22 protein-coding genes, 1 tRNA gene and 2 pseudogenes are annotated in these 22,549 nt (G+C 66.5%); 17 read left to right on the top strand and 8 right to left on the bottom strand.

The window, feature by feature from the left end; all coding sequences use genetic code 11:
• Positions 1-45: 45 nt before the first annotated feature.
• The 3 genes and pseudogenes from QMO14_RS18770 to QMO14_RS18760 form a co-directional block, all read left to right on the top strand.
• A pseudogene (locus QMO14_RS18770) lies at positions 46-477 on the top strand (biotin synthase BioB); the annotation flags it as partial.
• Entirely contained in the window at positions 474-962 is a 489-nt protein-coding gene (locus QMO14_RS18765; protein ID WP_301508956.1) for a VOC family protein, read from the top strand. The pseudogene QMO14_RS18770 and the gene QMO14_RS18765, both read left to right, overlap by 4 nt.
• Positions 963-1,036: 74 nt before the next feature.
• Positions 1,037-1,225: pseudogene (locus QMO14_RS18760) on the top strand (permease); the annotation flags it as partial.
• A gap of 112 nt (positions 1,226-1,337) precedes the next feature.
• On the opposite strand, the gene QMO14_RS18755 reads toward QMO14_RS18760, so the two are convergent.
• The 4 genes from QMO14_RS18755 to QMO14_RS18740 all read right to left on the bottom strand — a co-directional run bounded on the left by QMO14_RS18755 (position 1,338) and on the right by QMO14_RS18740 (position 5,398).
• Positions 1,338-1,976 (bottom strand): LysE family translocator, encoded by a 639-nt coding sequence (locus QMO14_RS18755; RefSeq protein WP_301508955.1) that lies wholly within the window; start codon positions 1,974-1,976, stop codon positions 1,338-1,340.
• Positions 1,973-2,611, bottom strand: coding sequence for an RnfABCDGE type electron transport complex subunit B (locus QMO14_RS18750; protein WP_301508954.1), 639 nt, complete (start codon positions 2,609-2,611; stop codon positions 1,973-1,975). Before QMO14_RS18750 ends, QMO14_RS18755 begins: the two co-directional genes overlap by 4 nt.
• Before the next feature lie 26 nt (positions 2,612-2,637).
• Complete coding sequence (locus tag QMO14_RS18745) at positions 2,638-4,044, bottom strand: polyhydroxyalkanoate depolymerase (RefSeq protein ID WP_301508952.1); 1,407 nt, start codon at positions 4,042-4,044, stop codon at positions 2,638-2,640.
• Positions 4,045-4,201: 157 nt separating this feature from the next.
• Entirely contained in the window at positions 4,202-5,398 is a 1,197-nt protein-coding gene (locus QMO14_RS18740; RefSeq protein ID WP_301508951.1) for an amino acid aminotransferase, read from the bottom strand.
• 105 nt (positions 5,399-5,503) lie between these two features.
• Here QMO14_RS18740 and uvrB point away from each other — a divergent pair, with 105 nt between their 5' ends.
• The 13 genes from uvrB to QMO14_RS18675 all read left to right on the top strand — a co-directional run bounded on the left by uvrB (position 5,504) and on the right by QMO14_RS18675 (position 16,954).
• On the top strand, positions 5,504-7,621 hold the full coding sequence (uvrB, locus tag QMO14_RS18735; protein WP_301508950.1) for an excinuclease ABC subunit UvrB: 2,118 nt from the start codon (positions 5,504-5,506) through the stop codon (positions 7,619-7,621).
• Between the two features lie 234 nt (positions 7,622-7,855).
• Positions 7,856-8,392 carry a Fe-S cluster assembly transcriptional regulator IscR gene (gene iscR / locus QMO14_RS18730; protein WP_007828186.1) on the top strand — a complete coding sequence of 179 codons (537 nt, stop codon included), beginning with the start codon at positions 7,856-7,858 and terminating at the stop codon, positions 8,390-8,392.
• 91 nt (positions 8,393-8,483) lie between these two features.
• Positions 8,484-9,704, top strand: coding sequence for an IscS subfamily cysteine desulfurase (locus tag QMO14_RS18725; protein WP_301508944.1), 1,221 nt, complete (start codon positions 8,484-8,486; stop codon positions 9,702-9,704).
• Between the two features lie 55 nt (positions 9,705-9,759).
• A complete protein-coding gene (gene iscU / locus QMO14_RS18720) occupies positions 9,760-10,179 on the top strand; it encodes a Fe-S cluster assembly scaffold IscU (protein ID WP_093201679.1) in 420 nt (139 codons plus the stop codon).
• Between the two features lies 1 nt (position 10,180).
• Positions 10,181-10,504 carry an iron-sulfur cluster assembly protein IscA gene (gene iscA / locus QMO14_RS18715; protein ID WP_301508943.1) on the top strand — a complete coding sequence of 108 codons (324 nt, stop codon included), beginning with the start codon at positions 10,181-10,183 and terminating at the stop codon, positions 10,502-10,504.
• Between the two features lie 68 nt (positions 10,505-10,572).
• A complete protein-coding gene (hscB, locus tag QMO14_RS18710) occupies positions 10,573-11,091 on the top strand; it encodes a Fe-S protein assembly co-chaperone HscB (protein ID WP_301508940.1) in 519 nt (172 codons plus the stop codon).
• A 4-nt stretch (positions 11,092-11,095) separates the two neighbouring features.
• Positions 11,096-12,958, top strand: coding sequence for a Fe-S protein assembly chaperone HscA (gene hscA, locus QMO14_RS18705; protein ID WP_301508939.1), 1,863 nt, complete (start codon positions 11,096-11,098; stop codon positions 12,956-12,958).
• Between the two features lie 9 nt (positions 12,959-12,967).
• Positions 12,968-13,306 (top strand): ISC system 2Fe-2S type ferredoxin, encoded by a 339-nt coding sequence (fdx, locus tag QMO14_RS18700; protein ID WP_019653159.1) that lies wholly within the window; start codon positions 12,968-12,970, stop codon positions 13,304-13,306.
• 64 nt (positions 13,307-13,370) lie between these two features.
• The gene (gene dnaQ / locus QMO14_RS18695) at positions 13,371-14,078 is read left to right on the top strand and encodes a DNA polymerase III subunit epsilon (RefSeq protein WP_301508938.1); all 708 of its coding nucleotides are present in this window, start codon (positions 13,371-13,373) and stop codon (positions 14,076-14,078) included.
• A 94-nt stretch (positions 14,079-14,172) separates the two neighbouring features.
• Positions 14,173-14,247, top strand: a tRNA-Val gene (locus QMO14_RS18690).
• Between the two features lie 382 nt (positions 14,248-14,629).
• Positions 14,630-15,733, top strand: a complete 1,104-nt coding sequence (locus QMO14_RS18685) for an NAD(P)/FAD-dependent oxidoreductase (RefSeq protein ID WP_301508937.1) — start codon at positions 14,630-14,632, stop codon at positions 15,731-15,733.
• Between the two features lie 153 nt (positions 15,734-15,886).
• The gene (locus QMO14_RS18680; protein ID WP_125949733.1) at positions 15,887-16,183 is read left to right on the top strand and encodes a DUF883 family protein; all 297 of its coding nucleotides are present in this window, start codon (positions 15,887-15,889) and stop codon (positions 16,181-16,183) included.
• Between the two features lie 57 nt (positions 16,184-16,240).
• Positions 16,241-16,954, top strand: coding sequence for a phage holin family protein (locus tag QMO14_RS18675; protein ID WP_301508936.1), 714 nt, complete (start codon positions 16,241-16,243; stop codon positions 16,952-16,954).
• 21 nt (positions 16,955-16,975) lie between these two features.
• Here the strand turns inward: QMO14_RS18675 and QMO14_RS18670 are convergent, their stop codons facing one another.
• Positions 16,976-18,061 carry a quinone-dependent dihydroorotate dehydrogenase gene (locus QMO14_RS18670; protein WP_301508935.1) on the bottom strand — a complete coding sequence of 362 codons (1,086 nt, stop codon included), beginning with the start codon at positions 18,059-18,061 and terminating at the stop codon, positions 16,976-16,978.
• Between the two features lie 40 nt (positions 18,062-18,101).
• Between QMO14_RS18670 and rpiA the strand changes: the two genes are divergently transcribed.
• Complete coding sequence (rpiA, locus tag QMO14_RS18665) at positions 18,102-18,815, top strand: ribose-5-phosphate isomerase RpiA (RefSeq protein WP_301508934.1); 714 nt, start codon at positions 18,102-18,104, stop codon at positions 18,813-18,815.
• A 9-nt stretch (positions 18,816-18,824) separates the two neighbouring features.
• Here the strand turns inward: rpiA and QMO14_RS18660 are convergent, their stop codons facing one another.
• From QMO14_RS18660 to folD, 3 genes are all read right to left on the bottom strand, one after another.
• A complete protein-coding gene (locus QMO14_RS18660) occupies positions 18,825-19,481 on the bottom strand; it encodes a glutaredoxin family protein (RefSeq protein WP_301508933.1) in 657 nt (218 codons plus the stop codon).
• A 30-nt stretch (positions 19,482-19,511) separates the two neighbouring features.
• Positions 19,512-21,560, bottom strand: coding sequence for a M3 family metallopeptidase (locus QMO14_RS18655; protein ID WP_301508931.1), 2,049 nt, complete (start codon positions 21,558-21,560; stop codon positions 19,512-19,514).
• Positions 21,561-21,687: 127 nt separating this feature from the next.
• Positions 21,688-22,539, bottom strand: a complete 852-nt coding sequence (gene folD / locus QMO14_RS18650; RefSeq protein ID WP_301508930.1) for a bifunctional methylenetetrahydrofolate dehydrogenase/methenyltetrahydrofolate cyclohydrolase FolD — start codon at positions 22,537-22,539, stop codon at positions 21,688-21,690.
• Between the last annotated feature and the right edge of the window lie 10 nt (positions 22,540-22,549).

Below are 22,549 nucleotides of genomic sequence, written 5' to 3'. Positions count from 1 at the left end.
CTTTGACGCCGCGCGAACCCATGTGGGCGTAGGCGGCCTTCAATTATCAGCGTGTGCTGCGGCGGCATCGTCGGCATGGGCGAGCAGCCGGTGCACCGCGCGGGGCTGATCGCGCAGCTGGCCAACCTGAACCCGTATCCGGAGTCGGTGCCCATCAACAGCCTGGTGCGCGTGCCCGGCACGCCGCTGGCCGACTCGGAGCCGGTCGACCCGTTCGACTTCGTGCGCATGATCGCGGTGGCCCGCATCACCATGCCGACCGCGCGCGTGCGGCTGTCGGCCGGCCGACAGCAGATGGGCGACGCGGTGCAGGCGCTGTGCTTCATGGCCGGCGCGAACTCGATCTTCTACGGCGACAAGCTGCTGGTCACCGGCAACCCCGACGTCGAGGCCGACACGGTGCTGCTGCGCAAGCTGGGACTGAATTCGCGCCAGGTGCACGTGCAGGAGCAGGCGGAAGAAGGGTGCGCAGCATGACCGCCGACGCGCGTCCCTTCAAGGTGCTGGGCATCCAGCAGATCGCCATCGGCGGCCCCGACAAGCTGCGGCTGCAGAAGCTGTGGGTCGACATGCTGGGGCTCGAAGTCACGGGCACGTTCAAGAGCGAGCGCGAGAACGTGGATGAAGACATCTGCGCGATGGGCGTGGGCCCGTTCAAGGTCGAGGTCGACCTGATGCAGCCGCTGGACCCGGAGAAGAAGCCCGCCGTTCACACGACGCCGCTCAATCACGTCGGGCTGTGGATCGACGACCTGCCCAAGGCCGTCGAATGGCTCACCGCGCAGGGCGTGCGCTTCGCGCCCGGCGGCATCCGCAAGGGCGCAGCAGGCTTCGACATCTGCTTCCTGCACCCGAAGGCGAACGACGAGTTCCCGATCGCGGGCGAGGGCGTGCTCATCGAGATGGTGCAGGCGCCGCCCGAGGTGGTGGCGGCCTTCGGCGCGCTGGCCGCTACGCGTTGAGCACCTTCCTGATCGGCGGCTTCACGTCGGAACTGCGCGGCGGCAGCATCGGCTGGTGCTCGCGCGCCGGGTTGCTGATCGCCTTCAACCCCTACATGGTGCTGCTGGCCAGGGCGCCGGCCGCGCTCGCCGCGAGCTACACCTTCGTCAATCCGGTGATCGCGATGCTGCTGGGCGTGTGGATCGCCAACGCGGCTGTGACGCGCTTCGAGTGCTACGCCGTGGCCGTGGTGCTGCTGATGCTCTTCAAGCGCAGAGGTTGAACCGGGTTTGTCGGGAACACCGCGGAACCGGCTCCGCCGGGCCGCAGGTGTTGCCCCCGGAAGGGGGTTGGCGAAGCGACACAAAGTGCGCGAAGCCTGGGGGAGAACCTCGCTACGCGCCGGGGCGGCGCCACACAGCAAGGGTAGCGGCCAGCAGCCACATGCCGGCCGCGCAGCCGCGGTTCATCATCCTGATGCCGCGCTGCGAGAGGAAGCGCACGGCCTGCGTGCCGGCGCCTGCGTAGGCCAGCATCACGCAGGTGTCGAGCACCACGAACACGGCCCCCAGCAGCAGGTATTGCGGGCCCTGCGGCTTCGTGATGTCGACGAACTGCGGCAGGAAGGCCGCGAAGAACAGCACCGTCTTCGGATTCGACAGCGCCACCGCGAGGCTGCGCATGAGGGCGATGCGCCCCTTCGGCCGCATTTCGATCGGCGACTTGGCCAGCGCGGTGCGCAGGTCGGTCGCCTCGCTGCGCCAGAGCTTGATGCCCAGCCACACGAGGTAGGCGACGCCGGCCACGCGGATGGCATTGAAGAGCCATTCCGAGGCCGCCAGCAGCGAACCCAGCCCGAGCGCCACGACCGCGATCAGCGTGATGCTGCCCAGCGACGCGCCGGCAATGCCCCAGCTCGCGCGGCGCATGCCGCCCTCGATGCCGTTGGACAGCGCCAGCAGCATCGTCGGCCCCGGAATCAGGGCCAGCGCGAGCGAGGCGACGATGTAGATGAGCAGGGTGTCGAGCGTCATGGTTTGGCAGTTGGGGGGCGTCGTTGTTGGGCGGCGGCGCGGGCACGCGCCAGGGCGGCTTCGACGACGGAGCGCTTGCGGGCGTCGGCGTCTTGCGGGGCATTTTCGGGCTCGGGGGCGTTTTCGGCCAGCCGGGCGTCGGTGTTGCGGTGCCTGCCGTGCACCTCGTAGCGGCTGCGCGCGCTGCGGGCCTGTTCGGCCGACCAGGCTTGCCAGCCGCTGAGGCCTGGCGTCTCGACCTCGAGCGAGATGCAGTCGACCGGGCAGACCGGAATGCACAGCTCGCAGCCCGTGCAGTGGGCTTCGATCACCGTGTGCATGCGCTTGTTGATGCCGACGATGGCATCGGTCGGGCAGGCGTCGAGGCACAGCGTGCAGCCGATGCACCAGGCCTCGTCGATCACGGCCATGGCGCGGGGGCCCTCGGTGCCGAACTGCGGATCGAGGGGCAGGGCGGGGCGGCCGGTCAGGCGGGCGAGTCGCTCGATACCTTCCGCGCCGCCGGGTGGGCACTGGTTGATGCCGGCTTCGCCGTCGGCCACGGCCTGCGCGTAGCCTGCGCAATCCGGGTAGCCGCAACGTGTGCACTGCGTTTGAGGCAGTGCGTCATTGATGCGTGCGGCTAGCCCGTTCACCTGGCAGCAATCTACGCGAAGCCGCTTCAGCGCGCGGCGCGCTTTTTGGCCGCCACGGTGGTGGTCTTCTTCGCCGGTACCTTCTTGGCGGCTACGGAAGCGGGGACCTTGCGGCCGGGCTTGATCGTGTCTTCGGCGCCAAGGCCGCCGCGGCTGCTGGCGCGGCTTTGCGGCTGGTCGTTGGCCGCAATGAACTTCAGCACCTTCGGGTAGACCAGTTCGCGCCAGCGGCGGCCGCTGAAGATGCCGTAGTGGCCGGCACCCTTGACCTCGTAGTGCTCGCGCTTGTCGTCGGCGATGCCGGTGCACAGGCTGTGCGCGGCCTCGGTCTGACCAGAACCGGAGATGTCGTCGAGCTCGCCCTCGACCGTCAGCAGGGCGGTGGCATGGATGTCCTGCGGACGCACGCGCTCCACCTGCCCCTTGGGGTTGCGGACGTCCCAGGTGCCGTTGACCAGGTCGAACTCCTGGAACACGGTGCGGATGGTCTCGAGGTAGTAATCGGCGTCCATGTCGAGCACGGCGTTGTACTCGTCGTAGAACTTGCGGTGGGCCTCGGCGCTGGCGTCGTCGCCCTTGATGAGGTCCTTGAAGTAGTCGTAGTGGCTGCTGGCGTGGCGGTCGGGGTTCATCGCCACGAAGCCGGTGTGCTGCAGGAAGCCGGGGTAGACCTTGCGGCCCGCGCCTGGGAAGCCCTGCGGCACGCGGTAGATCACGTTGTTCTCGAACCACTCGAAGCTCTTGTTCATCGCGAGGTTGTTCACCGCGGTGGGCGACTTGCGAGCGTCGATGGGGCCGCCCATCATGGTCATGGTGAGCGGCAGCGGCTCGCCTCGGCTGGCCATGAGCGACACGGCCGCGAGCACGGGCACGGTCGGCTGGCACACGCTCACCACGTGGCAGTTGCCGTACTCGGCCTGCAGGCGGCGGATGAACTCCTGCACGTAGTTGATGTAGTCGTCGAGATGGAATTCGCCCTCGGCGAGCGGCACCGTGCGCGCGTTCTTCCAGTCGGTGATGTAGACCTTGTGGTCCTGCAGCATGGTGCGCACCGTGTCGCGCAGCAGCGTGGCGTAGTGGCCCGACAGGGGAGCCACGATCAGCACCACGGGCTGGCTCTTGAGCGTCTTGAGGATGTGCGGCTCGTCGGTGAAGCGCTTGAAGCGGCGCAGTTCGCAGAAGGGCTTGTCGAGCTCGACGGCTTCCTGGATCACTACCTCTTCGCCGTCGACCTTGACGGACTTGATGTTGAACTCGGGCTTCTCGTAGTCCTTGCCCAGCCGGTAGAGCAGGTCGTAGCTCGCGGCCATGCGCTGGGAGATGGGCAACTGGCCCCACACGGCACCGGGGCTGTAGAGCTTGGAGGCCGCCTGCGCGAAGTCCGCGAAGGGCTCCATCAGGGAACGCTGGGCTTCGTAGAGTTGATAGAGCATCGGAAGTCTTGGAGTGAGATGTTGCGGCGCAATATATCAGCGCATCCGCTGTGCTGCAGGGGGCCTAACCCCTACATCCACCTGTCGCCGGGCTCTTCCGGGAGGGAGTGTGAAGGAATCGTCGCCCGGGGCGGATTCCCTCACACCTCGCTGTCACCTAGATGACTTTGGCGATCGACGCGCAGACGTGGCCGATGTTCTTGCTGTTGAGCGCGGCCACGCACATGCGGCCGGTGTCGGTGCCGTACACGCCGAATTCATTGCGCAGGCGGACCATCTGGTCCTTGGTCAGGCCCGAATAGCTGAACATGCCGATCTGCGTGGTGATGAAGCTCATGTCTTCCTTCACGCCCGCGGCCTTCAGGCCCTCGACCAGCGCCTGGCGCATGGCCTTGATGCGCACGCGCATCTCGCCCAGTTCCTTCTCCCAGAGGGCGCGCAGCTCGGGGTTGCCGAGCACCGCGGCCACCACGGCGCCGCCGTGCGTGGGTGGGTTGCTGTAGTTGGTGCGGATGGCGATCTTGAGCTGGGAGAGCACGCGGGCGGCTTCTTCCTTGTTCTCGCACAGCACCGACAGGGCGCCGACGCGTTCGCCGTACAGGCTGAAGCTCTTGGAGAAGGAGGTCGAGACGAAGAAGGTCAGGCCGGCTTCGACGAACTTGGCGACGGCGGCGCCGTCTTCCTTCAGGCCGTAGCCGAAGCCCTGGTAGGCCATGTCGAGGAAGGGCACCAGGCCCTTGGCCTTGACGGTGGCGACCACCTGGTCCCACTGGGCCGCGGTGATGTCGTAGCCGGTCGGGTTGTGGCAGCAGGCGTGCAGCACGACGATGGTGCCGGCCGGGGCTGCGTTGAGCGCGGCCAGCATGCCGTCGAAGTTGATGCCGCGCTTGGCGGCGTCGTAGTAGGGGTAGCTTTCGACTTCGAAGCCGGCGTTGGTGAAGAGGGCGCGGTGGTTTTCCCAGCTCGGGTCGCTGATGAGCACCTTGGCGTTGGGGTTGAGCTTCTTCAGGAAGTCCGCGCCGACCTTCAGGCCGCCGGTGCCGCCGATGGCCTGGATCGTGGCGACGCGGCCCGAGGTGACGGGTTCGCTGTCGGCACCGAAAACGAGTGCCTTGACGGCGTTGTCGTAGGCGGCGATGCCGTCGATGGGGAGGTAGCCGCGTGCCGTGGGCGCTTTCATCATGTTCTGCTCGGCGGCCTGCACGCACTGCAGCAGGGGCAGTTTGCCGTTGTCGTCGTAATAGACGCCGACGCCGAGATTGACCTTGTTGGGGTTGGTATCGGCTGCGAATTGTTCGTTGAGGCCGAGGATCGGGTCGCGCGGTGCCATTTCGACCGCGGTGAACATAGACATGGAAAGGTCCTTTGGGATGAAAGCTGCGCTGCAACCGGATGAGGCTTTATGCTTTCCGGTTGCCTTGAATTTTACCGGCGCGAGCGCCACCTGTCGGGAACAGCCATGCCAGAGAACAACGAAGCCATAGCAGACCTGAAGAAACTCGACCCGATCGGGCCAGCGAAGCAGGGCGAATTCGTCAGGTTCCCCGGTTCGCCCTTCGAGCTTTTCCAGCCCTATCCGCCGGCGGGCGACCAGCCGACGGCCATCCAGGGGCTGGTCGAGGGCGTGAACGACGGCGAGGTCTACCAGACCCTGTTGGGCGTGACGGGCTCGGGCAAGACCTTCACCATGGCCAACGTGATCGCCCGGATGGGCCGCCCGGCCATCGTGTTTGCGCCAAACAAGACACTGGCGGCGCAGCTGTACAGCGAATTCCGCGAGTTCTTCCCGAAGAACGCCGTCGAGTATTTCGTCAGCTACTACGACTACTACCAGCCCGAGGCCTACGTGCCGCAGCGCGACCTGTTCATCGAGAAGGACTCGTCGATCAACGAACACATCGAGCAGATGCGCCTTTCGGCCACCAAGAGCGTGCTGGAGCGGCGCGACACGGTCATCGTGGCCACGGTGAGCGCCATCTACGGCATCGGCACGCCCGAGGACTACATGGAGATGCGGCTGATCGCCCGCGTGGGCGACAAGCTCGGCCAGCGCGACCTGATCGCCAGGCTCATCCGCATGCAGTACACGCGCAACGAGCAGGACTTCGCGCGCGGCACGTTCCGCGTGCGCGGCGACACCATCGACGTGTTTCCGGCCGAGCACAGCGAACTGGCGATCCGCTTCGAGCTGTTCGACGACGAGATCGAGTCGCTGCAGCTCTTCGACCCGCTGACCGGGYGCATCCGGCAGAAGGTGCCGCGCTTCACCGTGTACCCGTCGAGCCACTACGTCACGCCGCGCGACAAGGTGCTGGCGGCGGTGGAAACCATCAAGATCGAACTGGCCGAGCGGCTGAAGGAATTGGTCGGCGCGGGCAAGCTGGTGGAGGCGCAGCGGCTGGAGCAGCGCACGCGCTTCGATCTCGAGATGCTCTCCGAAATCGGTCACTGCAAGGGCATCGAGAACTACACGCGCCACCTCTCGGGCGCCGCTCCCGGTGAGCCGCCGGCCACGCTGACTGACTACATGCCCAAGGACGCGCTGATGTTCCTCGACGAGAGTCACCAGATGGTCGGACAGCTCGGCGGCATGTACAACGGCGACCGGGCGCGCAAGGTCACGCTGGTCGAGTACGGCTTCCGCCTGCCGAGCGCGCTGGACAACCGGCCGCTCAAGCTGGAGGAGTTCGAAGCGCGGGTGCGCCAGTGCATCTTCGTATCGGCCACGCCGGCGCAGTATGAGAAGGACCATGCCGGCAACGTGGTCGAGCAGCTGGTGCGGCCCACCGGGCTGATCGACCCCGAAGTCGAGGTGCGGCCCGCAACCCATCAGGTGGACGACGTGCTGGGCGAGATCCGCACGCGTGTCGAGAAGAACGAGCGGGTGCTGATCACCACGCTGACCAAGCGCATGGCCGAGCAGCTGACCGACTACCTGGGCGACAACGGCGTGAAGGTGCGCTACCTGCACAGCGACGTCGACACGGTGGAGCGGGTGGAGATTCTGCGCGACCTGCGCCTGGGCACTTTCGACGTGCTGGTGGGCATCAATCTGCTGCGCGAGGGGCTGGACATTCCGGAGGTGTCGCTGGTGGCGATCCTCGATGCCGACAAGGAAGGCTTCCTGCGCGCGGAGCGTTCGCTGATCCAGACCATCGGCCGCGCGGCGCGGAACCTGAACGGCAAGGCCATCCTGTACGCCGACAGGATGACCGACTCGATGAAGAAAGCCATCGGCGAAACCGAGCGCCGGCGCGCCCGGCAGATCGCCTACAACGAGGCCAACGGCATCACGCCGCGCAGCATCGTCAAGCAGGTGCGCGACCTGATCGATGGCGTCTACAGCGAGAAGAGCGGCAAGGAGGCGGCCAAGCTCGACCTGGAACGCGCCAAGGTCGAGGACATGAGCGAGAAGGACATCGCCCGGGAAATCAAGCGGCTCGAAAAGCAGATGCTGGAGCACGCCCGCAACCTCGAATTCGAGAAGGCGGCCCGGGTGCGCGACCAGCTGGCGCTGCTTCGGGAGCAGGCGTTCGGGGCGTCCGGCGGCGACAACATCGCCGGCTTGGCGCAGTAAACCGAACGTTCGCAATCCCGCATCGGGCGGCGCTGGGGTTTACCCGAGCAGACCTCAGGGCCTTCTGTTATACTTGAGCGAAATACTCAACAACAACCAGAAGAACTTCGCGATGAAGGACTGACTCCTACCGGCTGGTTCACCAGCGTCAGGGGTCGGGCAGGGCGGAGACGAGGTCACCGCGGTCCCGGACCATGGTGTCGTTTCAACGGTAAGCACTTGAAGGAGCTTGCGATGCGTCTCACTACCAAAGGCCGTTTTGCGGTCACAGCCATGATCGATCTGGCGTTGCGTCAGAACACCGGTCCGGTCACGCTGGCCGCGATCAGCCAGCGGCAGCAGATCTCGCTGTCGTACCTCGAACAGCTGTTCGGCAAGCTGCGCCGTCACGAGCTGGTCGAGTCGACCCGTGGCCCCGGCGGGGGCTACAGCCTCGGCCGCAAGGCCGCGGACATCACCGTAGCCGACATCATCGTCTCCGTCGATGAGCCCATCGACGCCACCCAGTGCGGCGGCAAGGAAAACTGCCTCGGCGAAGCCGGCCGTTGTATGACCCATGAACTCTGGGCCTCGCTGAACCAGCGCATGGTCGAGTTCCTCGACTCCGTCACCCTGCAGAAGCTGGTCGACGACCAGATCGCCAAGGGCGTGCAGATCGAGAACAAGCCGGTCGTCAAGCGCGCGATCTCCGCGCAGCCGGTGGTCAAGCCGATTCGCGTGAACGCGCCGAACTCGGTGTTCGCACTCGGAAACGCTTTCGCCAAGTCCTGAAAGCCCTGAGTCAGAGTCCCGGCGGCGCCTTCGGGCGCCGGCCTGAGCAGCCCAGATCAAAGAACAACCCCCACGCCAGCACGAGCCAGCCATGGACGTAACTCCTCATTTCCCGATCTATCTCGACTACGGCGCGACCACGCCGGTCGACCCGCGCGTGGTCGACGCCATGATTCCCTGGTTGCGCGAACACTTCGGCAACCCGGCGTCGCGCAGCCATGCATGGGGCTGGGAAGCTGAGGAGGCGGTCGAGAAAGCGCGCGGACAGGTGGCGGCGCTGATCAACGCCGACCCGCGCGAGATCGTCTGGACCTCGGGAGCAACCGAGTCGATCAACCTCGCGATCAAAGGCGCGGCCAATTTCTACAAGGGCAAGGGCAAGCACCTCATCACCCTGAAGACCGAGCACAAGGCCGTGCTCGACACCATGCGGGAACTGGAGCGGCAGGGCTTCGAGGTCACCTACCTCGACGTCGAGGAAAACGGCCTCGTCGACCTGGAAAAGTTCAAGGCCGCTATCCGCCCTGACACCATCCTCGTCAGCGTGCTCTTCGTGAACAACGAAATCGGCGTGATCCAGGACGTGGTCTCCATCGGCAACATCTGCCGCGAGAAGGGCATCGTCTTCCATGTCGACGCTGCCCAGGCCACCGGCAAGATCGACATCGACATCACGAAGCTGCCCATCGACCTGATGAGCCTGGCTTCGCACAAGACCTACGGTCCCAAGGGCATCGGCGCCCTGTACGTTCGCCGCAAGCCGCGCGTGCGCCTCGAGGCGCAGATGCACGGCGGCGGCCACGAGCGCGGCATGCGCTCGGGTACGCTGCCCACGCACCAGATCGTCGGCATGGGCGAGGCCTACCGCATCGCCAAGCTCGAGATGCACAAGGACATCGAACACGCGCGCCGGCTGCAGAAGCGTCTGCTCGATGGCCTGAAGGACGTCGAACAGGTGTTCATCAACGGCGACCTCGAGCATCGCGTGCCGCACAACCTGAACATGAGCTTCAACTATGTCGAAGGCGAGTCGCTGATCATGGGCATCAAGGGCCTGGCGGTGTCGTCGGGTTCGGCCTGCACCTCGGCCAGCCTGGAACCCAGCTACGTGCTGCGCGCCCTGGGCCGCAGCGACGAGCTGGCCCACAGCAGCCTTCGCATGACCATCGGCCGTTTCACGACCGAAGAAGAGATCGACTACGCCATTTCGACCATCAAGCACAACGTTGCCAAGCTGCGCGAGCTGAGCCCCCTGTGGGAGATGTTCCAGGACGGCGTCGACATCAGCACGATCCAGTGGTCGGCCCACTGACGCAGGTCAGGTCCGCACCAGGCACCACGATTGAACAAAGTTTGAGAGGTACACCATGGCATATTCTTCCAAGGTCATCGACCACTACGAAAACCCGCGCAACGTCGGCTCCTTCGAAAAGGGCGACGACTCCGTCGGCACCGGCATGGTCGGCGCACCGGCCTGCGGCGACGTGATGAAGCTGCAGATCAAGGTCAACCCCGAAACCGGCGTGATCGAAGATGCGCGCTTCAAGACCTACGGCTGTGGCTCGGCCATCGCCTCGTCGTCGCTCGTGACCGAATGGGTCAAGGGCAAGACGCTCGACGAAGCGGCTGCGCTCAAGAACGCGCAGATCGCCGAAGAACTGGCGCTGCCGCCGGTGAAGATCCACTGCTCCATCCTGGCCGAAGACGCCATCAAGGCAGCCGTGAACGACTACAAGGCCAAGCACGGCGTCAAGACCGAATCCGCTGCCGCCGAAGCTGTCCACTGACATGGCCGTCACGCTGACCGAAGCCGCTGCCCGACACGTCACCCGCTACCTCGGCAAGAGGGGCAAGGGGCTGGGCGTGCGGCTGGGCGTGAAGACCACGGGCTGCTCCGGCCTGGCCTACAAGCTGGAGTACGTGGACGAACTGACGCCCGAGGACGTGGTGTTCGAAGACCACGGCGTGAAGGTGCTGGTCGATCCGAAGAGCCTGGCCTACATCGACGGCACGCAGCTCGACTTCGTGCGCGAAGGCCTGAACGAGGGCTTCAAGTTCATCAACCCCAACGAGCGCGACCGCTGCGGTTGCGGCGAAAGCTTCCGCATCTGAACTGATGCGCCGTCGCTGACTGCGACCACAGCCGCCAACATGTCATGTGCTGGCGGTTTTTTCTTGCCATGAATCTGAACGACACCGACTTTCAACTGTTCGCCGTCCCGGCGACTTTCGCGCAGGACCGCACAGTGCTCGACGCACGCTGGAAGGAACTGCAGCGAGAGGCCCACCCGGACCGCTTCGCCGCGCAGGGCGCCGCGGCGCAGCGCGTGGCCATGCAGTGGTCGGTGCGCATCAACGAGGCTTACCAGCGCCTGAAGGACCCGATCCGCCGCGCCAGCTACATCTGCGAGCTGAACGGTGCGCCGCTCGACGCCGAGAACAACACGGCGATGCCGCCCGACTTCCTCATGCAGCAGATGGAATGGCGCGAGACGCTCGACGACGTCGCCGACTTCGCTTCGCTCGAGAAGCTCAACACCGAGGTCGAAGCCGGCCGCACGCGCGCGCTCTCATCGCTCGACTGGCTGATCGACGAGAAGGGCGACTACCCGGCGGCAGCCAAACAAGTGAGAGCCCTCATGTTCATTGAGCGCTTCGCGCAGGACGTCGAAGCAAAGTTCGATCAGTTGGGACAATAACGGCATGGCTCTCCTCCAGATTTCAGAACCCGGCCAGGCGCCCGACCCGCATCAGCGCCGCATTGCCGTGGGCATCGACCTCGGCACCACGCATTCGCTGGTGGCCTCGGTGCGCAACGGCGTGGCCGAATGCCTGCCCGACGACCAGGGCCGCCTGCTGCTGCCTTCGGCCGTGCGCTACCTCGAGGGCGACCGCCGCCAGATCGGCTTCGACGCGCTGGCCGCTCGCGCGCAGGACCCGGCCAACACTATCACCTCGGTGAAGCGCCTCATGGGCCGCGGCCTGGCCGACATCGCGAACCGCGAGTCGATGTCGTACCGCATCGGCAGCGGCGACGGCGGCATGGTCAAGGTACAGACGCTGGCGGGCGAGAAGTCGCCGGTCGAGATCAGCGCCGAGATCCTCGCCACACTGCGCTTCCGCGCCGAGGACACCTTCGACGACGAGCTTTACGGCGCCGTCATCACCGTGCCCGCGTACTTCGACGAAGGCCAGCGCCAGGCGACCAAGGACGCCGCGCAGCTCGCCGGCCTCAACGTGCTGCGACTGATCAGCGAACCCACGGCTGCCGCCATCGCCTACGGCCTCGACAACGCGAGCGAAGGCGTCTATGCGGTCTACGACCTGGGCGGCGGCACTTTCGACATCTCCATCCTGCGGCTCACGCAGGGCGTGTTCGAAGTCATCGCGACCGGCGGCGATTCGGCCCTCGGCGGCGACGACTACGACCACGCGCTGGCCGACTTCGTGCTCGCGCAGACAGACCTGCGGGCCGGCAGCGATGCCGACAAGGCCGCGTTGCTCGTGGCCGCCCGTGCCGCGAAGGAAGCCCTGACCGATTCGGCGGCGGTCGTGTTCAAGGCCGAGGTTGCAGGCAAGACAGTTTCGTTCGACCTGACGCGCGAGCAGTTCCACGCCGTGACCCAGCCGCTCACCGAGCGGACCATCGCCGCCGTGCGCAAGGCACTGCGCGACGCGAAGCTCAAGGCCGACGAGCTGCAGGGCATCGTTCTCGTGGGCGGCTCCACCCGCATGCCGCAAGTCCGCCGCGCGGTGGCCGATTTCTTCGGCCGCGAGCCGCTGGTCAACCTGAATCCCGATGAAGTCGTGGCGCTGGGCGCCGCCATCCAGGCGAATCAGCTCGCCGGCAACAACGGCGCGGGCGAGCTGCTGCTGCTCGACGTGATCCCGCTGTCGCTCGGCATCGAGACCATGGGCGGCCTCGTCGAGCGCATCGTGCCGCGCAACCAGACCATCCCGACCGCCATGGCGCAGGACTTCACGACCTACCAGGACGGCCAGACCGCGCTGGCGCTGCACGTGGTGCAGGGCGAGCGCGACCTCGTCTCCGACTGCCGCAGCCTCGCGCGCTTCACGCTGCGCGGCATTCCGCCGATGGCGGCCGGCGCGGCGCGCATCCGCGTGACCTTCACCGTCGACGCAGACGGCCTGCTGAGCGTGAGCGCAAAGGAACAGGGCAGCGGCGTCGAGGCGAGCGTGGCGGTCAAACCCTCGTACGGCCTGTCGGACGACCAGATCGCGACCATGTTGCAGGAGAGCTTCTCCACCGCGCAGCAGGACATGCAGGCCCGTGCGCTGGTCGAGGCGCGCGTCGATGCCGATCGCATGCTGCTGGCCACGCAGAGCGCGCTCGATGCCGACGGCGACCTGCTGAACGACGAAGAGCGCGCCGCCATCGACGCATCGATGGCGCAGCTGCGCGAAGCTGCCAGGAGCAGCAGCGAAGCGGCGGCGATCGAAGCCGCCACCAAGAAGCTGGCCGACGACACCGAGGCCTTCGCCGCACAGCGCATGAACGCGGGCATCGCGCGCGCACTTGCCGGGCGCAAGGTCGAATCCCTCTAGAACAACAGCATGCCCACGATCAAGATCTACCCGCATCCCGAGTACTGCCCCGAAGGCGCAGAAATCACCGCGCCCGCCGGCACCTCGATCTGCGAGGCGCTGCTCGACAACCACATCGACATCGAGCATGCCTGCGAGATGAGCTGCGCCTGCACCACCTGCCACGTGATCGTGCGCGAGGGCTTCAATTCGCTGAACGAGGCGGAAGAGGGCGAGGAAGACCTGCTCGACCGCGCCTGGGGCCTGGAGCCGCAATCGCGCCTGAGCTGCCAGGCGATCCTGGCGCAGGAGAATGTGACGATCGAGATTCCCAAGTACTCGATCAACCACGCCAAGGAAAACCACTGATGAGCGCAGCGCCGGGCCGCCCCAAGCAAGCTTGTACAGCAGTGCGAAGCACGGAGGTACTTCGATGAGCCGCCAGATCGTCCTCGACACCGAAACCACAGGTCTCTCGGCCGAGAATGGCGACCGGGTCATCGAGCTCGGCTGCGTGGAGCTGTTCAACCGCAAGCTCACCGGCAACGACCTGCACATCTACTTCAACCCCGAGCGCGAGAGCCACGAGGACGCGCTCAAGGTCCACGGCCTGACGACCGACTTCCTGCGCGACAAGCCCAAGTTCGGCACGTTGGCCAACGACATCGTCGAATACCTGCGCGACGCCGAGCTGATCATTCACAACGCGGCCTTCGACGTCGGCTTCCTCAACAAGGAATTCGAGCGCGCCGGCCTGCCGCCGCTGCGCACCTTCGTGAGCGAAGTGACCGACACGCTGGCCATGGCCAAGCAGGTGTACCCGGGCAAGCGCAATTCGCTCGACGCGCTGTGCGACCGCTTCGGCGTCGACCGCTCGAACCGCACCTTCCACGGCGCCAAGCTCGACGCGCAGTTACTCGCCGACGTCTACATCAACCTCACCCGTGGGCAGGACGCGCTGCTCATCGATGTGGCCGCTGCCGAGCCAGTGCAGGGCACGACCGTGGTGGCCGTCGACCTCAGCCAGTTCGAGCTGCCGGTGATCATGGCGGCCGAGCACGAGCTGACCGCGCACGAGGCCGTGCTGGCCCAACTCGATAAATCGAGTGGCGGCCGGACGCTGTTTCGAGAAAACGTCTGAGTTTCTTGAAAGCGGCTGAAAAGCTATGGCATAATCTGAGGCTTCGCAGAATGCGATACGTTTTCAAGGCGCTGCAGATAAACAGCAGTGCTCAGGGCGGTTAGCTCAGGGGTAGAGCACAGCATTCACACTGCTGGGGTCGGAGGTTCGAAGCCTCCACCGCCCACCAAATCAAAAAGCGACCTGGATCTCCAGGTCGCTTTTTTGTTTTGTGCGCCGGGCTTGCCTTCAGCCCGTCTTCGTTTTCTCTTCTCGTCTTTGTCTACTTCGTGGTGCCGAACAGGTCGCCGCAGTTGTCGGCCCGCACCGACGGCAAGTGCAGCCGAGTGCTGTCGATTTTTTCGCTCCAGCGACCTAGAACCTGAGTGAAAGGAGCGCTGCCATGGGCACTCATCCCGACATTCCACCGCCCGTTGCACCGGACCTGCCCGTCGAGCCCGACGAAGGGCCCGGGAAGCTGCCCGACGAGCCGACCGATCCCGAACCGCCCCCGTCAGTGCTCTGAGCCGCTGGCGCGACGTTCCCGTCGCGAGCCGCGCTAAGCTCGTGCGATGGACGAAATAGATTGCGCCGTCATCGGCGGCGGTGTTGTGGGGCTGGCTGTCGCGCGCGCCTTGGCGCTTGCGGGCCGGGAGGTGCTGGTACTCGAATCCGAAGGTGCCATCGGCACGGGAACGAGTTCGCGCAACAGCGAGGTCATTCATGCCGGCATCTACTACCCGCAGGGTTCGCTCAAGGCGAAGCTCTGCGTCGAAGGCAAGCAGATGCTGTATGCCTACGCGGCCGAACGAGGCGTGCCGCACCAGCGCTGCGGCAAGCTCATCGTGGCGACGTCGCCCGAACAGGCCGGCCAGCTCGAGGCCATCCGGAAGAAAGCGGCCGCCAACGGCGTGGACGATCTCGTTCTGCTCACGGGGAAGCAGGCCATTGCCATGGAGCCGCAACTGCAGTGCGTGGCGGCGCTGCATTCGCCGAGCACCGGCATCGTCGACAGCCACGCACTCATGCTCAGCCTGCTTGGCGATCTGGAGAACGCTGGCGGCATGCTGGCGCTGAAATCTCCGGTCACGCGCGCCGAGTGTGCCGGGGGCGCGATCGTGCTGACGGCGGAAGACGGCACCGCGCTGCGCTGCCGCAGCGTGGTCAATGCCGCGGGCCTCGGGGCTCCCGCGCTGGCCCGGCACTTCGAGGGCCTGCCGCCATCCTCGGTGCCGAAGGAATACTTCGCCAAGGGCAACTACTTCACCTTGTCGGGACGTGCGCCGTTCAGCCGACTTGTCTACCCGGTGCCCGAGCCTGGCGGGCTGGGCGTGCATCTCACGATCGACCTGGGCGGCCAGGCCAAGTTCGGACCCGACGTGCAGTGGGTTTCCTCGCCAGACGACCTGGTGGTGGACCCCTCGCGCGGCGAGGGTTTCTACGCCGAGGTGCGCAAATACTGGCCGGCGCTGCCCGATGGGACGCTGATCCCTGGCTATGCGGGCATGCGGCCCAAGATCTCGGGACCCGGTGAGCCGGCGGCCGACTTCATGATCGACGGGCCCGCATCGCACGGCGTGCCGGGGCTGGTGAATCTCTTCGGCATCGAATCGCCGGGCCTCACCAGCAGTCTGGCCATCGGGCGCCATGTGGCTGCCCTGCTGGCGGGTGGTTGAGGCTGGTTTGGATGGCAGGAAGTGGCATCTCGCGTCAAAGTCTGCACATCTGTAGCGCCTGAGGGTCTTTTGAGCCTGTAACATGACAGCACGCCACTTGCTGGCGCGAAGCCGCCGGCGCGGTGCCGGTGTCATCACGGAGGAAAGTTTCCAATGAGTGCATCCCAAAATCTTGAAGCAGCAGCCGAAGACATTGCAAGCGACGTGCGTGGCGTGCTGGCAAGCAAGGACCTGGATTCGGTTCCCCACATCAAGGCGCTGCGCCAGCGCATCGACACCAAGCTGGCCATCGCACGCGAACTCGCGGCCGAGAAGAGCAAGCTCGCCGCCAAGAAGGCCCGCGAAGCGGCCAGCTCCGCCAACGCCTACGCCCACGACGAACCATGGCAGATCGCCGGTGCCGCATTGGCCGTCGGTGTGCTGGTGGGCCTGCTGCTTGGCCGCCGCTGATCTCGTAGGGCACGGCAGCAGCATCATCGTTCACCCGGGCATGACAGAGGCCAGCCAATGAGGCTGCTCTCCCTGTTCGGGCTGAATGCCCGCATCCGTCGGCTGCGCATCGCCGCGGCCGAAGGCGCCCTGGCGGCGGAGGACCGGGTGCAACTGCTGCGCATGGCCTGGGAGGACGAGAAGCAGCGGCTCAAGCTGATGCTCCTTCTCGGGTTGGCCGTGCTGGGGCTGACCACGGTCACGGTGGCCCTGCTGTCCGTGGCGGTGGTGGTCAATTTCTGGGACACGCCGCACCGCGTCACCGCCGCATGGTCGGTGGCTGGCGTATGGATCGTGCTCTGGCTGGCGGCAATCATTGGACTGCTGCTGACCTTGCGCAACGCGTCCAACAGCTTCGTCCCCGCGCGTCAGGAGTTCGAGCGCGATTGGGCCTGGGCCCAGGAGCGTTTTGGCCTTGGCAAGGGTCCGGGTGAAGACGAGGAAGCACCGCACCGCGTCCGCCGTCCGGTCACGCGCGAAGAACTGCTGGCGCGCATGGAAATCCAGCGCCAGCGCATCGCGACGATGCAGGGTGGCCGCGAGACTCAGCCCGCGCCCGAGGCGGATGCCCCGCCGCCCAACGAGTCGGCTGCTGCCGCGGCGCTGCGCATCGCGCGTGCGCATCCGGTGGCCGCGGGCGTAGTCGCGGCGGCTGCCGTGGTGGTGATCCGGCCGAAGCGCCTGCTGCGCTGGGCGGCAGTCATTGCGCCAGTGCTCTGGCGCATGCGCTGAGAGACTGAAGGGAAAAGGCGCTCAGGCCTTGCTGCCGCGATCGCGCAGCAGCGTCTGGGCTGCTTCGCGGACGAGGGCCGGGCCGCGATAGATGAGGCCGGTGTAGATCTGCACCACGTCCGCACCCGCTGCAATCTTCGCTCTGGCATCGGCGCCGCTGAGGATCCCGCCCACGCCGATGATCGGAAAGCCCGTGCCCAGCGCCGCGCGCAGCTGCGCGACCACGCGGTTGCTGGCCTCGCGCACCGGCGCGCCCGAAAGGCCCCCCGCTTCCTCCGCATGAGGCAGCCCCTTGACCGCGTCGCGCGCCAGCGTGGTGTTGGTGGCGATCACACCGTCCATGCCGTGGCGCTTGAGTGTGGCGGCGATCACCGCGACCTGGGCTTCGTCGAGGTCGGGCGCGATCTTCACGAAGAGTGGCGAGCGCTTGCCGCCGTGGCGCGTGGTCAGGGTTTCGCGCCGCTCGGCAACCGCGCCGAGCAGTGCGTCGAGCGCTTCGTCGCTCTGCAGTGAGCGCAGGTTGGCGGTGTTGGGGCTGGAGATGTTGATCGTCACGTAGTCGGCATGCGGGTACACGCCGTCGAGGCAGGCCAGGTAGTCGTCCACCGCGCGCTCGATGGGCGTGGCGGCGTTCTTGCCGATGTTGAGGCCCAGCAGCATCGGCGACTTCGCGCCGCTGCCGTTCTTGCGGAAGCGCGCCTTCTGCACGTTGGCCAGGAAGGCGTCCAGCCCCTCGTTGTTGAAGCCGAGCCGGTTGATCAGCGCGTCGCGCTGGGGCAGGCGGAACATGCGCGGCTTCGGGTTGCCCGGCTGGGCCTTCGGCGTCACAGTGCCGACCTCGACGAAGCCGAAGCCCATGGCGGAAAAAGCGTCGATGCAGCGGGCGTTCTTGTCCAGGCCGGCCGCCAGGCCCACGCGGTTGGGAAAGGTCAGGCCGGCGAGTTGGACCGGGTCGTCGATGCGTGGCGCCGAGTAGGCGCAGGCCAGGGGCGTGTTCTGGGTGCGCGCCAGCCCTTCCAGCGTGATTTCATGGGCGTGCTCGGGGTCGAAGCCGAACAGGAAGGGGCGGGCCAGGCCGTAGAGCGAGGAGGGCATCAGCAGGGGCATCGGATAATTCGGGGCTTCAATGAGCCAAGGATTGTCCGTGATGACCGCACCCGCCTCCCCAACCCCCTCCAAACCGCTTTCCCAGGACGAACTCAAGGCCCAGGTCGGCCGCGCCGCGCTGGCCTACGTGGTCAAGGGCGAAATCGTCGGCGTCGGCACCGGATCGACGGTGAACAAGTTCATCGACGCGCTGGCCACGATCAAGGACGAGATCAAGGGCGCCGTCTCGAGCTCCGTCGCTTCCACCGAGCGCCTGCGCGCGCTGGGCATCCCGGTGTTCGACAGCAACGAGGTGGAGGAACTGTCGGTCTACATCGACGGCGMCGACGAGATCGATCATCGAGGCTTCATGGTCAAGGGCGGCGGCGCCGCACTCACGCGCGAGAAGATCGTCGCGGCGCAGTCGCGCAAGTTCGTCTGCATCGCCGACGAGTCCAAGTTGGTGGACGTGCTGGGCGCGTTCCCGCTGCCGGTGGAAGTGATCCCGATGGCCGCGCGCCGCGTGATGCGCCAGTTCGAAGCCATGGGCGGCATCGCCCAGGTTCGCGAGAAGGACGGCCTGCCGCTGGTCACCGACAACGGCCAGCACATCGTCGACGTGACGGGGCTGCGCATCACCGACCCGCTGGCTTTCGAGTCGACGGTGAGCCAATGGCCCGGCGTGGTGACGGTCGGCGTCTTCGCGCACCAGAAGGCCGACGTGTGCCTGCTGGGCACCACGACCGGTGTGAAGACGATGGAGTTCGGCGCCTGAGCGCCAGGCTCAGAACTTGATGCCGGCGGGGTTGCTCGGCGTCGGCTCGCTCGAAGCGGGCGGCGGCGCGGGTTGAGCGGCCGGTGCCGGCGCCGCAGCGGCTCGGGGCGCGGGCGCCGCCTGCTGCGCGACCAGCGGCCGCACCGGGCCGTTGCGATATCCCGCTGGCAGACTGTTGCTCTTGGGGTAGCCGGCCGCGTCGAGGTACTGCGACCATTCCACGTCCGAGAAGCCCTTGAGCTGCTGCGAACCGATGGTCAGCAGCGGCAGCGCATTCTGGCTGCTCAGGCGCTGCAGGGCTTCGATGTCTGCGTTGCTCTTGACAGTACGTTCCTCGAACGGAATGCCGCGCGTCGTGAGCAGCGTGCGCGCCGCCCCGCAGGGGCCGCATTCGTCCCCGCTGTAGAGGGTGACGGGATAGCGCTGCGCCACCTGGCGCAATTCATACGGCAGGCCGGCGGTGTTGGCGCTGGAAGGGGCCGCTGCGCCTTGCTGGCCCGCCGACGTTGGCTCAGTGCTCGCGCTCGGGGCGCGGTCGGAGAAAGTGACCTTGCCGTTCTTGTCCACCTGGCGGTAGATGGGTTGCGCCATCGCGCCTGCGGCAACGAGCACGAGGGCAAGGCCGGTCAGACGATGCAATGGTGAGATTTTGTAAATCGTATGCATCGCCCGAGTATCGCAAGCTTCAGCGATGCATCAAGCGGGCCGGGGCTCGGCCATGCCCTGGTGTCGCAGCAGCGCATCAAGCTGGGGCTCGCGGCCGCGGAAGGCCTTGAACGAATCCATTGCGCTGCGGCTGCCGCCGGCCTCCAGGATGGCCTGGCGGTACTTGCGGCCGGTCTCGATGTTCGGCTCGCCGTCGGCACCGATGGTTTCCTCGAAGGCCGCGTAGGCGTCGGCGCTCAGCACCTCGGCCCACTTGTAGCTGTAGTAGCCGGCCGCATAGCCGCCCGCGAAGATGTGGCTGAAAGTATTCGGCGTGCGGCTGAAGGGCGGAGAAGGCATCACGGCCACCTCGTCGCGTACGCGCCCCAGCAGCGCCATCACGTCGCCGGGCTTGGCGGTCGCGGCGTGGTATTCGGTGTGCAGCAGCATGTCGAACAGCGAGAACTCGATCTGGCGCAGCGTCTGCATGCCGCTCTGGAAGTTCTTCGCGGCGGTCATCTTGTCGAAGAGGGCGCGCGGCAGCGGCTCGCCGGTGTCGACGTGGGCCGTCATGTGCTTGAGCACGTCCCACTCCCAGCAGAAGTTCTCCATGAACTGGCTGGGAAGCTCGACCGCGTCCCACTCGACGCCGCTGATGCCCGAGACGTCGCGCTCGTTCACCTGCGTGAGCATGTGGTGCAGGCCGTGGCCGAACTCGTGGAAGAGGGTGGTCACGTCGTCGTGCGTGAGCAGCGGCGGCTTGCCGTCCACGCCGCTGGCGAAGTTGCATACCAGTTGCGCGACGGGCGTCTGCAGCAAGCCCGTGTCGGGGCGCAGCCAGCGGGCGCGCACGTCGTCCATCCAGGCGCCGCCGCGCTTGGCGGCGCGGGCGGAGGGGTCGAGGTAGAACTGGCCGACCTTCTGGCCGGCCCGCTCGATGCGGTAGAACTCGACGCTCGGATGCCAGGTGGGCGCCGAATCGCGGCGGATCGACACTTCGAAGAGCGTCTCGACGATCTTGAACAGCCCGGCCATGACCTTCGGCGCCGGGAAGTACTGCTTCACCTCCTGCTCGCTGAAGGCGTAGCGCGCTTCCTTGAGCTTCTCGCCGATGTAGCTCCAGTCCCAGGGCTGCGGATCGTTGATGCTCAGCTGTTCGGCGGCGAAGACGCGCAGGTCGGCAAGGTCGCGCTCGCCGTAGGGCCTGGCCTTGGCCGCGAGGTCGCGCAGGAACTTCACCACCTGCTCGGGCGACTCGGCCATCTTCGGCACGACCGACAGCTCGCCGTAGTTCCGGTAGCCCAGCAGCCCGGCTTCTTCCTCGCGAAGCGCGAGGATTTCGGTGATGAGGGAGGTGTTGTCGAAGGCCGCATCGCCGAACTCGCTGGCCCGCGTGACGTAGGCGCGGTAGAGCTTCTCGCGCAGCGCGCTGCTCTTTGCGAACTGCATCACCGGCAGGTAGCACGGCATCTTCAGCGTGAGCTTGTAGCCTTCCTTGCCGTCGGCTTCGGCGGCCGCGCGCGCGGCGCTCACCACGTCCTCGGGCACGCCTTCGAGTTCGCCTAAGGTGGCGAAGAAGGCGAAGGCGTCGGTCGCGTCGAGTGCGTTCTCGCTGAATTTCTGGCTCAGCTCGGCCAGGCGCTCCTGGATGTCGGCGAAGCGCTTCTTGGCTTCGCCCTGCAACTCGGCGCCGCCCAGCATGAAGTTGCGCACGGCATTGCTGTGCGCCTGGCGCTGCTCGGCGTTGAGCGTGGCGACGTCGATGGCCTTGTACTTGGCGTACAGCCGCTCGTCGGAGCCCAGGCGGGTCCAGAAGGCGGTGACGCGCGGCATGGCCTCGTTGTAGGCGGCGCGCAGCTCGGGCGTGTCGGCCACGGCGTTGAGATGGCCTACGGCGCCCCAGGCACGGCTGAAACGCTCGGACGCCACGTCCAGCACCTTGGAGATCGCGTTCCAGTCAGCAGGAAAGTCGGGCGCGGTCACGGCCTGCAGCGCGGACTCGGCGTCGGCCAGCAAAGCGTCGACGGCAGGTGCGACATGTTCGGGCTTGACTCGGTCGAACAGCGGGAGATCGGTGAAATCGAGAAGCGGGTTGGTCATTGGAAAATCCTGTTCGAGCTGACGAGACCATTGCGAGAGCCACCGCGGAACCGGCCTCGCCGGGCCGCCGGTGGCGCCCCTTGAGGGGGAGGCGGCTACACGAAGTGAGCACGCAACGGGGTGGTTCTCATGTTGCGGCGCGCTCGGCCGCTTCAAGGGTGTTGACCAGCAGCATGGCGCGCGTCATCGGGCCGACGCCGCCGGGCACGGGCGTGATCCAGCCGGCCACTTCCTTCACGCCGTCGAAGTCGACGTCGCCGGCGAGCTTGCCGTCGGGCTTGCGGTTCATGCCCACGTCGATGACGACCGCGCCGGGCTTGACCATGTCGGCTGTCAGCAGGTCGAGCTTGCCCACCGCAGCGACGATGACGTCGGCCTGGCGCGTGATGGCGCCCAGGTCCTTGGTGGCGCTGTGGCAGATCGTCACGGTGGCGCTCTTGGCGAGCAGCATCATGGCCATCGGCTTGCCGACGATGTTGCTGCGGCCGATGACCACGGCATGCTTGCCGCGCAGGTCGTAGCCGATGGATTCGAGCATCTTCATGCAGCCGTGCGGCGTGCAGGGCCAGAAGCCGGGGGCGCCGGTCATCAGCGCGCCGGCGCTGGCGACGTGGAAGCCGTCGACGTCCTTGGCGGGCGAGATGGCCTCGATGACCTTCTGGCTGTCCATGTGCCTGGGCAGCGGCAGCTGCACCAGGATGCCGTGCACCTTCGGGTCGTCGTTGAGCGTGCGGATGCGGGCCAGCAGGTCGGCCTCGCTCATGTCTGCAGGGTAGGTCTCGAGCGTGGCATCCAGGCCGGTCTGGGCGCTGTCGTTGACCTTGTGCTTCGTGTAGACCTGGCTGGCCGGGTCTTCGCCCACGAGGATGATGGAAAGGGCCGGGTTCACGCCTTTGGCCTTGAGTGCGGCGGTGCGACCGGCAACTTCGGCGCGAATGGTTTTGGCGAGGGCGTTGCCGTCGATCAGTTGGGCGGTCATCGGTTTCGAT

Origin of the sequence: Variovorax sp. CAN15 (assembly GCF_030462475.1) — a bacterium.
Taxonomy (GTDB): domain Bacteria; phylum Pseudomonadota; class Gammaproteobacteria; order Burkholderiales; family Burkholderiaceae_C; genus Variovorax.
The sequence above is the reverse complement of the archived record's forward strand: the minus strand, read 5'-3'. Positions and strand labels throughout refer to the sequence as shown.

Excerpts from the sequence above, each read along its gene's own strand:
- QMO14_RS18765 (WP_301508956.1), top strand. The coding sequence starts at position 474 with ATGACCGCCGACGCGCGTCCCTTCAAGGTGCTGGGCATCCAGCAGATC.
- QMO14_RS18755 (WP_301508955.1), bottom strand. The coding sequence starts at position 1,976 with ATGACGCTCGACACCCTGCTCATCTACATCGTCGCCTCGCTCGCGCTG.
- QMO14_RS18745 (WP_301508952.1), bottom strand. The coding sequence starts at position 4,044 with ATGCTCTATCAACTCTACGAAGCCCAGCGTTCCCTGATGGAGCCCTTC.
- QMO14_RS18740 (WP_301508951.1), bottom strand. The coding sequence starts at position 5,398 with ATGTCTATGTTCACCGCGGTCGAAATGGCACCGCGCGACCCGATCCTC.
- iscR (WP_007828186.1), top strand. The coding sequence starts at position 7,856 with ATGCGTCTCACTACCAAAGGCCGTTTTGCGGTCACAGCCATGATCGAT.
- QMO14_RS18725 (WP_301508944.1), top strand. The coding sequence starts at position 8,484 with ATGGACGTAACTCCTCATTTCCCGATCTATCTCGACTACGGCGCGACC.
- iscU (WP_093201679.1), top strand. The coding sequence starts at position 9,760 with ATGGCATATTCTTCCAAGGTCATCGACCACTACGAAAACCCGCGCAAC.
- iscA (WP_301508943.1), top strand. The coding sequence starts at position 10,181 with ATGGCCGTCACGCTGACCGAAGCCGCTGCCCGACACGTCACCCGCTAC.
- hscB (WP_301508940.1), top strand. The coding sequence starts at position 10,573 with ATGAATCTGAACGACACCGACTTTCAACTGTTCGCCGTCCCGGCGACT.
- hscA (WP_301508939.1), top strand. The coding sequence starts at position 11,096 with ATGGCTCTCCTCCAGATTTCAGAACCCGGCCAGGCGCCCGACCCGCAT.
- fdx (WP_019653159.1), top strand. The coding sequence starts at position 12,968 with ATGCCCACGATCAAGATCTACCCGCATCCCGAGTACTGCCCCGAAGGC.
- dnaQ (WP_301508938.1), top strand. The coding sequence starts at position 13,371 with ATGAGCCGCCAGATCGTCCTCGACACCGAAACCACAGGTCTCTCGGCC.
- QMO14_RS18685 (WP_301508937.1), top strand. The coding sequence starts at position 14,630 with ATGGACGAAATAGATTGCGCCGTCATCGGCGGCGGTGTTGTGGGGCTG.
- QMO14_RS18680 (WP_125949733.1), top strand. The coding sequence starts at position 15,887 with ATGAGTGCATCCCAAAATCTTGAAGCAGCAGCCGAAGACATTGCAAGC.
- QMO14_RS18675 (WP_301508936.1), top strand. The coding sequence starts at position 16,241 with ATGAGGCTGCTCTCCCTGTTCGGGCTGAATGCCCGCATCCGTCGGCTG.
- QMO14_RS18670 (WP_301508935.1), bottom strand. The coding sequence starts at position 18,061 with ATGCCCCTGCTGATGCCCTCCTCGCTCTACGGCCTGGCCCGCCCCTTC.
- QMO14_RS18660 (WP_301508933.1), bottom strand. The coding sequence starts at position 19,481 with ATGCATACGATTTACAAAATCTCACCATTGCATCGTCTGACCGGCCTT.
- QMO14_RS18655 (WP_301508931.1), bottom strand. The coding sequence starts at position 21,560 with ATGACCAACCCGCTTCTCGATTTCACCGATCTCCCGCTGTTCGACCGA.
- folD (WP_301508930.1), bottom strand. The coding sequence starts at position 22,539 with ATGACCGCCCAACTGATCGACGGCAACGCCCTCGCCAAAACCATTCGC.